The sequence below is a fragment of the Daejeonella sp. genome, from assembly GCF_030684675.1.
Lineage (GTDB): Bacteria > Bacteroidota > Bacteroidia > Sphingobacteriales > Sphingobacteriaceae > Daejeonella.
The window spans coordinates 1-11115 of the sequence record NZ_JAUXXZ010000051.1 but is presented as its reverse complement, the minus strand read 5'-3'; the positions used below and the strand labels follow the sequence as shown (position 1 = coordinate 11115).

The window sequence follows — 11115 nt, the reverse complement described above, 5'->3', positions numbered from 1 at the left end:
TATTATTAAGTAGGGATTTAGGCGCTATGCTGTGCCCCTTTGGAGGGGCTACGGGGAGGTTCCACCCCCTTTAATTCCCCCGCCGGCGGGGGATACTGGATGCCTAAGCATAACGACACAGAAATGTGTCCACACGATAGGTCCAGCAGTCATCGTAAGCGCTGACCAACTTGGCAAACTTCCTTTAAGTATTATTGTTCCCATTACCGACTGGAAAGAGCATTATTCCATTGCTCCATGGATGATTAAATTAATAGCTACAACCCAAAATGGCTTGTCAAAAACATCATCTGCTGACTGTTTTCAAGTCCGTTCTGTTTCCCAAGAAAGATTTAAACAAAAAATAGGTTATTTACGGGCTGACCAAATGGAGGAAATTGCGCTTGGTCTATCTTCCGCTTTGCAAATTCGGTAGCTTGCAATAGCAAATGTTGTAAACTCGCCTTCCCTCATGGTTTATAATCAGGATTTGGCTTTTTAATCATATTTAATGTGTAGGAAGGCTCCTGTTCACTGTAGGCTGCGGATAATCCCTTGCCTGAAAACCGGAACCATTCATTTTGTTCAGTCTCTTCAAGCAATATCAATAGCTTAACTTTTTGGTTTTTGATAATTGGCAGATTATCAATGATAAGCTCACCTTCTTCATTAAAGCTTGCTGTTGTTTCTATCGCTTGCATATGATAAGTATAAATTGAAATTACAACTAATTTTAGTATTAATTCACCGGTAATTGAATAATAAACTCTGCAAACTCACCATCCATCGTTTCCAGTTTTATTTCCCCGCCATGAGCTTTGATGATATCATAACTTAACGATAAACCCAATCCAGTACCTTCACCTGTTGGCTTGGTAGTAAAAAATGGCTGCATGATCTTGTCTTTTATCCCTTCGGGGATGCCGTTGCCGTTGTCTTTTACAGTAATGACTACAAAACCATTTTTGGTTGAAGTGCTTACTTCAACCGCAGGTTTGTATTCTTCTTTTTGCTTTGGGCTTTCAGCTTTTCGCTTTTCCTGAACCGCGTAAAATGCATTGTTGAACAAATTCAGCAAAACCCGTCCAATATCCTGCTGCACCACGTTTACCTGGGGCAGGTTTTTATCAAAATTTGTGACCAGTTCTGCATTAAACGATTTGTCTTTTGCCCGAAGCCCGTGGTAAGAAAGCTTTAAAAATTCATCGGCTAAAGTATTGAGATTGGTAGCTTGCTTTTCGCCCGTGCTGGTACGGCTATGCTGGAGCATCCCTTTTACGATGAAATCCGCACGTTTGCCGTGATGGGATATTTTTTGAAGATTTTGTGTGATATCATCCAGAAGCTCATTTTCAAGTTCTTCGCTTCTCTCGCTTTTCGCTTTCAGCTTTTCGCTTTTAACCTCCTCTATCAGTTCCATGCTCACTTCAGAGAAGTTGTTCACAAAGTTTAACGGGTTCTGTATTTCATGGGCAATACCCGCTGTCAGTTCCCCCAGGGAAGCCATTTTTTCTGATTGGATGAGCTGGGTTTGTGTGGACTTTAAATCTGCAAGTGTTTTCTGCAACACTTCATTTGACCTATGTTTTTGCCTGTTGTTGCGGTAAAGAATTAGTGCAATCAACAAGAACACCCCAAGACCTGCAATCAAAATATAGGTTCTAAGCCTGTTTTGGTAGAGCGTTTTTTCTTCCTCTACATTCTGCAGACGTAATTGCTCATTAAGATTCGCATTTTGAAAATCAGCCAGGTTTTTAATTCGGATTTTGTTCAGGCTATCAAGGGTATTTAATGCAAGCCCCTGGTATTTATAAGCGCTGTCAATCCGGTTGTTTAACTTATAGCTTAGATAGATGTTCTGATAAATTGTTCCCAGGTTCACTGCTAATCCCGTCACTGGTCCGAGGGTTTTAAATACCTGGAAATTTTTCAGGGCATACCTCAACGCCGAGTCCTTTTGTCCTTCGGCGAGATAGTCTTTCGTGAGAAGAAAATAACTGGCACTTAAGCTGACCATATTATTTTGCTCTTTGGATGCCTGAACAGCGAGGTAATCATATTTCCGTGTTTCGGTTTTATTGCCTTTTTTAAAATAAACTTGCCCAATTGTTTGATAAATCTGTCCGAGGTATTTTTTAAAGTTTGATTGAAATGCCAGTTTTTCCGCTTCTTTTGAAAAAAATAATGCTGAGTCAAGTTTATCAATGTTGACATAGCTTCTTCCCAAATTCATATCTGCCATCATTTGCCGGATTGTGTGACCGATCTGTATGGATATTCTTCTTGCCTTTTTAAAATGTATAATATCGAGTGTTTGGTTTTGTGTTTGCCACATCAATATTGCAAATATATGATGTGTGTAAGCAAGCAGGTAAAGTCTTTTGTCTCCTTTGAAAGATAAAGGAGTGACCAGCCAGGTTTTATCTTCTCCAATTTTTGGGTCTTCTGCAATCTCAAAGGCCTGCAACAGTGTTTTAAGAGATTCTGCATATCGTCCTAACCCTATCAACTGATATGCTTTATGATTCAAAGAAAGCACTTCACTTAATTTCTTATTGTTCTTTCGGGACAGAGACAATTCATGTTCTGAATATAAAAGAGCCGAATCTTTGTTTGATTCTTCATAATAATTATAAATATCCCAGGAGGCATGATAACGGGCTGAATCATTAGATGCATTGGCAAGATTCATTTTTAAACTGTCAATATTCTGTTGTGCCGTTGCCAGTACCGGAAATAAAAGAGTGAGCAATATTTTCAACGAAAATTTCAGCATGCTGTTATTTGATTGTTGAACCATGATTTGCGTTTAGGATTTTAATTCTTTGCGAATAATTTCTATTACCTTATCCACTTCCTTTTCCGTATTGAAAATGTGAGTAGAAAATCTTATCCCGTTGAACCATTGTTTATGCACCGCCCGAAAACTGATTTTGTGTTTTTCCAATACCATAGGCGAGAATTTCGTACTCTCTATTTTTTCCGGTAAACGGCATGACAACAATGGTGATGCTAATGCACCTGGTGGAGAACTGACAATAGTTAAGTTGTTTGTATTTAAAAGCTGCGTGTATAAACGATTTCTCAATGAAATATTATGTTGCTCCACTTTATCCATACCTATCCTGGTTAAATGTTCGATTGCAGTGCCCAATCCCAAAATACCCGGCAGATTACCTACACCGGTAGATTGATTGTATGTGTTGTATGAATCTTCAAACTGCATGGGATGAATTTTGTCCTGCGCATCTTTTGATATATACAGCAAACCGGTGCCCTTTGGGCCCATCAGCCATTTATGCCCGCTGGCCATATATGCATGACATCCTAATTCTTTCACATTTACTTTAATGCTGCCTGCTGCCTGCGCTCCATCCACTATGCATAAAATATTTTTTGACCGCGCTAACGAAGAAATTTCAGCAATGGGAAGGCGTAAACCGGTAGAAGAAAAAACATGGCTGATGCTAACCAGCTTTGTAGCAGAAGTAATGGCCGCGTTAATGCTTTCCAGAATTTTGTCGGTATCACTAACTTCAAACGGAATGTTGATGGTATCAATGATCACTCCATGATATTTAGCAAGGTATTTCCATCCGCTCAATCCACCTTCATGTTCCTGGTTGGTGGTGATGATCCTGTCGCCGGATTTTAAATTCAAACCCTGCACTACAGCGTTCATACCATCTGTTGTGCTTCTTGTCATCATCAGTTCATCTACTTCACATCCTAAAAAAGAAGCGGCGATGATTCTTGTTTTCTCAGCCAGCTCCGGCGCAAATTTTTCTGCATAAAACTGCAGGGGGAAGGATTCTAAATGTTCCCATATTTTTTTGGTTGCACCAATTGTTCGCCTGCTGCAGGGACCGAGTGTGCCTGTGTTCAAATATATGAGTCCCGGTGAAAAAAGATAATCGTTTTTTGTTTCTTCATCACTGCTGAATGAATTTGTTTGAGCATTTGCACCGGAAAAGGGAATGGCATTCATCAAAAGCCCTGCAGCGGTACAAGCTGAAACGGTGGTTAAAAATTTTCTCCTGTTGTACTTATTGTATTTCATCCTGACAATTTTTTATCCTGGTTAAACGGTTTTTTCATTTTCCAGCTTCTCAATGGTTCTCTTTGCTGCTGCAAGTCGTATCTTTCTATTCTTCTCCACCAGTTTTGACGTAGCCCATTTCTCTACTCGGTGATGCAGCGGCACCAGTAATGCTGCAATGCAAACCAGCGCAAGCAGCATCAATACAGGTGAATGGTTGCTTACTCTTTCTAAAAAAGGATGGAGTAATAAATTAAGAAATTCAAAGACGAGGAGTAAAGCGATGACGCCGAAAAATTCTATTAGTCGTGTATTAGTGATAAAGCTGCGGCTAAGCAACAAGTATAGGATAAGAAATGTAATTATCCCCACGGCGATTAACGCATATTGAATATTTCGCTGACGGGCTTCTGCCGTTTCTCTTGCTTTTGTTTGTTCGTCAATCTCCCTAAGCTGCTGCGAAAAAGTTATGTTTTGAAATTCGGCTTGTTTTCTTTGATTGGTTACTGAATCTGTATAATCGATTTGTAATTGCGCATAGTAAATGATGCTGTCTTGTATTGCATAATGAATATAAATCTTCCTTAGGGTGGAAGCTACCGTGCTGATCCCTTCGTTAATGCCTGCTTTTTTAGCAATGGAGAAATTTTGCAGGGCTAGTAACTTAGCTTCTTCATACTTTCCAGATCTGAGTAAAAAACCGCAATATACATCACCATGACGTATTAACGAGGATACGAGGTTTTTTTCTCTGCAGAAAGTCAGTGTTTTTTTGTACCAGGTATCTGCCAGGTCGGCATCTCCACTTAATTCGAAGGCTCTTCCCATTTGCAGCATGAACACAGAACTAAGTAAAGCATCCGTCATCTTAACCGGCACGTCTTCTGCTTTACGGAAATAAAATAAAGCTGAATCAGGTCTGTTCAGATTATTATTGACGATGCCATACAAAAGATTGCGGAAAAAAAGATCCTGACCTGTCTGATTTACCTTTTTCATTTTTTGGAGATAGCTAAGCGCCACTTCATTGTTTCCTGTTACTATGTACACATAAGCCAGGTTGCCATACAGACTTGCTTTTTGGTTATCTGTTTCAGCATGTTCTAATGCTTTTGAATAAGAAACAAGACTAAAATTGTAATCTGTTTTAATCAGGTACCTGTTGCCGATGGCCCGGTAAGCCATCATCATCATGGAATCCCTGTTTAAATCATTGGCAATGGCAACCATTTGTTTTTGCAGTGCAGACGAGCTGTCAAACATTGCAGTGGTGTAGTAAAAGCGGTCAAGTGCTCGCATTCCTCTGAATCTTTCTTCGGGGTTTTCAGTCAGCCGAATTAACTTTCTAGCAGAATCAAGCGGAATATAAGTTTGCGCAGACAGATTGCTGCTGATGATGATTACGTAAAAAATTACAACATAATTTCTCATGTACTCTATATGTTTTTTTGTGAATACACTGCGGCCTGCAAGCGGCCGCAAAACAGGAGGAAAACCCAAATTGTCCATATTTTTTTCATAAGATATGCCTACCCTAAGGTTTTAAAGATAAAAATATTAAAAATTCAGAGCCTTTTCCTTCCTCGCTTTCCAGATCAAGATTTCCGCCATGCGCTTTCACAATATCATAGCTTAACGACAAGCCCAATCCCGTACCCTCACCCGTTGGCTTTGTGGTAAAAAACGGCTGCATGATCTTTTCTTTGATCGCCTGGGGGATACCACAACCGTTGTCTTTGATGGAAATGACTACAAAGCCATCTTTGATTGAAGTGCTTACTTCAACCGCAGGTTTGTATTCTCCTTTTTGCTTTGGGCTTTCAGCTTTTCGCTTTTCCTGCACCGCATAAAACGCATTATTAAACAAATTCAACAGCACCCGCCCAATATCCTGCTGAACCACACTGATTTGCGGCAGGCTTTTATCAAAATTTGTGATCAGTTCTGCATTAAACGATTTGTCTTTTGCCCGAAGCCCGTGGTAGGAGAGTTTTAAAAACTCATCGGCCAGGGTATTGATGTTTGTCAGCTGTTTTTCGCCTGTGCTGGTGCGGCTGTGCTGAAGCATACCTTTAACGATGAAATCTGCCCGCTTGCCATGGTGGGATATTTTCTGAAGATTTTCTGTGATATCATCCAGGAGCTCATTTTCAAGTTCCTCGTTACGCTCGCTTTTAGCTTTCAGCTTTTCGCTTTTAACCTCCTCTATCAATTCCATACTCACTTCAGAGAAGTTGTTAACAAAATTCAGTGGATTCTGGATCTCGTGAGCAATGCCTGCAGTAAGTTCCCCCAGGGAAGCCATTTTTTCGGATTGGACGAGTTGCGATTGCGCCAGTTTCAAATCGACCAAAGTTTTTTCTATTTGCTGTTTTGCCGATTCCAGCTTATTGAAGTCCTCAAACCGGGAATAAGCGGTTGAGAAAGCATTGGCTAATGTTTGAGCTACATTTATTTCATCATCTCCCAACGGGACTTCGCTCCCTACATACAACATACCTTGTAAAAAAGGCAGAAAATATAAATGGAGGTTAGCGGGGGAATGTTGCGAAGAGTATTTTTCAGAAGATGAAATGAGGCCTTGTTCTACCAAATTGGCTGTCCACGCTTTAAATGCTGCTTCATCCCAATGATCTGTAAAAATTTCTTTTTTACGCCAATACGCTAATGCTTGTGCCGAGGTTCCCGGGGTGGTAAAGGGCAATTTAAATGCAGCGATGGCTTTTCCATCTGGTGTAGATAAAAAGGTATGAATTTGCTCATCGTCCTCATCCATTATAAAAACACCGCAGCGTATGAACGGAACACCAAGTGTTGTTAATTCGTTCCATATTAAGGGCGTGATGCGTTCCAGGTCTGAAGTTGTTCGCATACTTGCTATCTCAGCCCGCACCCGGTCGAGCGAAGACTGTTGTATAGCTAGCCGGGTTTGCTGTTCAGCTATCATTAAATCAAGATAGCGGCGATAGGTAAGAGCAAAAACTCCGGCAAACCTAGTGAAGACCTGCACTGCTTCATTAGACAAGGTTTCTGCAGTAAATGCATAAAGGGCTCCTTCGGGAAAATAGAATAAGCTGATGGCTTGCGCAGAAGGCAATGTCTCTGGCACTTGGTAAGGATAGTCCGGGGCATTTTCAAGCGCAGTGTAATAATCGATCAAATCGCTTCCTTGTAAAAAATAAGAAAATGTAGCATCTTTCTTTTTCCATGCTTTATAGCCCTCAGTTAACATGCGGTGTATCCTGGTATCCAGGCGGCCTCTAACTGCATAGTTTACACCTAACCCTGCTGTCCAGACTTCCATGAATCCCTTATCATCAAATTTTGATATTCCGCACCGGTTTGTAGCAACTCCTAACTTTTCTAATTCATCAAAAATGACTATTGCCGTATCGCCAACATCCTGGCTATTATGCATCGCCATGGTTCTTGACCGCACCCTTTCCAAGGCGGCTTCAATCTTGGCTTCGCGGGTCTGTGCTTCTGCTTGTTTAAGATCGTTAAAACGGGTGTATGTTAAATTAAACACTTTTGCAAAACGAAGGAGTATGTCAAATTGTTCATTTGATAATGGTTCAAGACTTGCCAATGTGAGGTTCCCGAAATTATTAAAGGAGGCATTTAAATATACACTGCCAGGGGCTTTCATACCTGAAATTATCATAGCTGGTAAGTCCGAAAGTTCTGTTTCATTAAACAAAAAATCGTCCCATTGCTTTTTGACTTTTCCTTCCAGGATGTATTGCCATTTTAAATTTTGCTGCTGCCATGCTTTGATATAAGCTAAGTAAGGAGGCTGTTCATGATATTGTACAAATAAACCAATTGAGTCAGACGGAGCCTCAGAATTAGCCATCCACCAGGTAGAGTCTTTTGTCTTAGGATCGTAAATCATTATGAGGCACCTGGTAAGTACCAGATCAAGTTTAGTCAGCTCAGCAAAAACAGTACTTATCAATTCTTTTAACTCTTCAGAATTCTGCATCGCCATTGCTCTGGCTCTCACTCTTTCCAGGCCTAATTCTATCTGTGCTTCCCTTGCCTGTGCTTCGGCTTCTTTTATATCTTTATACCGCTTGTAGGTTAGGCTCAACACCGTGGTAAAACGTCGGTAAATCTTCAATTCATTCTCTCCAAGTTCTTTATCTGTCCAGGCATATACTCCGCCTTCGGGGAAGAAAAAGAAATAACCAAATTGCTCCTCATCATGCGGATAGTCCGGAAATTCTATTTGTGGTCTTACAAGCTGGTAATAGTCTTTAATTTCGTGGCCCCGCAGCACCGGGTGATATTCTTTCTGCAAGATCCAGTGATCGAATACCCCCTGCAATACGGGGTGGTCTGCCATTTTTAATTTCCCGATGATCTCTATGGAATTTCCCTGTTCGGTGGTGTTCATAGTAGATAGCTCGGCCATTTGGGTTTCCCGATCCAGAAGGCCTACGCCGCATCTGCGCGGAGTGATGCTGAAAAGTTCCAGTTCATGGTAAAACATAGAAATGGTATCTGCCAGATCCCGTGAACCGTGCATAGACATGGCTTTTGAGCGCACTCTTTCCAGTGAAGCTTCAATTTTTGCTTCCCGGGTCTGTGCTTCTGCTTTTTGCAGGTCTAAAAACCTGGTGTAGGTGAGATTGAAAACTGCAGCAAAGCGTTCCAGTATACTGATCTTTTCATGGGATAGGGGCTCAAATGTAACAAGCGTGATCCATCCATGAGAGAAATAAGCCGAAGTATAATCTCTCTTTGTCTTCTTCGTTATTTGGACAATAATTGGTAATCCTACTTTTTCTTTATAGTAGTCTAAAAAAGCGCGCAATTCCTCACCTTCCAGTCGAATGACAATGGATTTAAGTTTCCGTTTCCATCCGGCTAAGGTTTTTAAGCCCTGATGAGGTTCTGTCAGATCAGCTTTAAATTGATGATCGATCTTAACTCCTCCCTGGTTGGTAGACCAAAATTCAGCGACTCCCGAGGTTTCATCTGGAAAAGCAATAGTGGTTCTGTCTGCATGTATCCCGAGATCAAGCAATTGCTGATGCAGCACTTCTGTAGTCTCAGCCAATTCACTGCTATTATGCATAGCCATTGTACGGCTGCGCACTTTTTCAAGCGCAACTTCGATTAGCAGATTTTTATTCTTTTGCTCCAGATCAGCCGTTTTTTCCGTTATCGTTTTTTGTAGTTCCTCATTTTGAGCTTTTAAAGCTTCGGCCGGCCAGGTTTCCCCTTCGGCAATATGTGCAGATGGTTCTGAACCATGTAAATGGATCGCTTGCCATTTTTTATTCCTGTGTTCATAAACCACTGTTAACCTGACATACATGGAGGTATTCTGATTTTCAATTTTAAAAAGGAGTTCGTACGCTCCATGAACAATACCCACATTTTCTATGATGGTAGTTCTAAGATTTACGGGTCTATCCACTAATCCGACAGGCAATTCATTTATTTCTCCGTCGAAAATTGATAAGTAGTCATCGATACTTTGAATCGTTTCATGTCTCGCAGTACCACAGCCATGAAGCTTAGGGGACATAAGGTCCAGCAGTCTGTTTCGGGGATCATTACCACGGTGAAAGATTGCATCAATTAGATCTTTGTGAGTTTGTAATAAAGCTTTCTCTAAATCTGCTGCCATAAATTTAAAATTAGTTTATCTCCTTCAAGGGAAGGATGAGTATGAATTCTGTGAATTCTCCATAATTTGTTTCTACTTTCAACTCTCCGCCATGTGCCTTCACAATATCATAACTCAAACTCAATCCCAGCCCTGTCCCTTCACCCGTTGGCTTGGTAGTAAAAAATGGTTGCATGATCTTTACTTTGATCGCTTCGGGAATTCCTATTCCGTTATCTCTTACGGTAACGACCACAAAGCCATCTTTGACTGAAGTGCTTACTTCAACTACAGGTTTGTATTCTTCTTTTTGCTTTGGGCTTTCAGCTTTTTGCTTTTGATGCACCGCATAAAACGCATTATTAAATAAATTTAACAGCACCCGCCCCATATCCTGCTGGACGACATTTATTTTGGGCAGATTCTGATCTAGGTTTGTGATGAGCTCAGCATTAAAAGATTTGTCTTTTGCCCTGAGAACATGATAGGAGAGACGCAGGTATTCATCAGCCAAAGCATTAATATCTGTTGGTTCTTTTACACCGCTACTGCTTTGGCTGTGTTGCAGCATCCCTTTCACAATGGCATCTGCCCGTTTACCGTGATGATTTATTTTTTGTTCGTTTTCTTTAATGTCATTTGAAATTGCTTTTGCATCTGCCAGGTTTCCTTTATCTATTTCCTGCTGCAGTTCATCAATCAACTCTGTATTCACTTCCGAAAAATTATTCACAAAATTTAACGGGTTCTGTATCTCATGGGCAATGCCAGCGGTAAGCTCGCCGAGCGAAGCCATCTTTTCACTTTGAATGAGTTGTGCCTGTGTTGTTTTCAATTCATGATAAGCCTTTTCGATTTCCCTTGCCTGGGCCAGCTCTCTTTCTTTTGTGCGCTCTCTTTCTTTTTGAATAAGGCGCTGCCGCTGGTAACGATCTGCCAGGAATAAACCGGCTAAAAAGCAAATGATATAAAAGGCGTAAGCCCACCAGGTGCGCCACCAGGGTGGATGAATGATGATTGAGAGGGAGGCGCCTTTTTCGTTCCAGGTGCCGTCGTTGTTTGAGGCTTTTACGCGGAAGGTATATTTACCGGGAGCTAAGTTGGTGTAACTGGCATAACGCCTGGCATTACTGTATATCCAGTCTTTATCCAAACCATCCAGCTTGTAAGCATACTGGTTCTTTTCAGGTGAATCGTAGTTGAGGGCTACAAAGTCAAACGACAGGTAGTTTTCCCGGTAGGGCAATTCCAGCGCATCGCCTGGTAAGGACCGGCTTTTTTCCAGGACCTTTAATCCCGTAATGTAAACCGGGGGAGGGGTAGTATTATCTTTAATGCTGTCCGGATAAAAGATGACAAAGCCGTTACTACTTCCAAAAAACAGCTTTCCGTTACGGCTGTAGACACTGCGGTGATTAAAAGAATTATCCGGCAAGCCGTCACTCACATCAAAATTGCGGAAGCTGCCGGCAGCAGG

7 protein-coding genes are annotated in these 11115 nt (G+C 41.2%); 1 reads left to right on the top strand and 6 read right to left on the bottom strand.

The genetic code is table 11. The features are described 5' to 3' along the window. The first annotated feature begins 31 nt into the window (after nucleotides 1-31). Entirely contained in the window at nucleotides 32-415 is a 384-nt protein-coding gene (locus Q8M41_RS11215; protein WP_305365367.1) for a type II toxin-antitoxin system PemK/MazF family toxin, read from the top strand. A 34-nt stretch (nucleotides 416-449) separates the two neighbouring features. Here Q8M41_RS11215 and Q8M41_RS11210 read toward each other — a convergent pair whose 3' ends face one another. From Q8M41_RS11210 to Q8M41_RS11185, 6 genes are all read right to left on the bottom strand, one after another. Then, nucleotides 450-680, bottom strand: coding sequence for a hypothetical protein (locus tag Q8M41_RS11210; RefSeq protein ID WP_305365366.1), 231 nt, complete (start codon nucleotides 678-680; stop codon nucleotides 450-452). A 38-nt stretch (nucleotides 681-718) separates the two neighbouring features. After that, nucleotides 719-2779 (bottom strand): sensor histidine kinase, encoded by a 2061-nt coding sequence (locus Q8M41_RS11205; RefSeq protein ID WP_305365365.1) that lies wholly within the window; start codon nucleotides 2777-2779, stop codon nucleotides 719-721. A 9-nt stretch (nucleotides 2780-2788) separates the two neighbouring features. Beyond that, nucleotides 2789-4039: an aminotransferase class V-fold PLP-dependent enzyme gene (locus Q8M41_RS11200; protein ID WP_305365364.1), complete on the bottom strand. Its 1251-nt coding sequence runs from the start codon at nucleotides 4037-4039 to the stop codon at nucleotides 2789-2791. Nucleotides 4040-4060: 21 nt separating this feature from the next. Continuing rightward, nucleotides 4061-5449 carry a hypothetical protein gene (locus tag Q8M41_RS11195; RefSeq protein WP_305365363.1) on the bottom strand — a complete coding sequence of 463 codons (1389 nt, stop codon included), beginning with the start codon at nucleotides 5447-5449 and terminating at the stop codon, nucleotides 4061-4063. A gap of 103 nt (nucleotides 5450-5552) precedes the next feature. Continuing rightward, on the bottom strand, nucleotides 5553-9659 hold the full coding sequence (locus Q8M41_RS11190) for an ATP-binding protein (RefSeq protein ID WP_305365362.1): 4107 nt from the start codon (nucleotides 9657-9659) through the stop codon (nucleotides 5553-5555). A 10-nt stretch (nucleotides 9660-9669) separates the two neighbouring features. Continuing rightward, a partial coding sequence (locus tag Q8M41_RS11185) for a triple tyrosine motif-containing protein (protein WP_305365361.1) occupies nucleotides 9670-11115 on the bottom strand: 1446 nt, incomplete at its 5' end.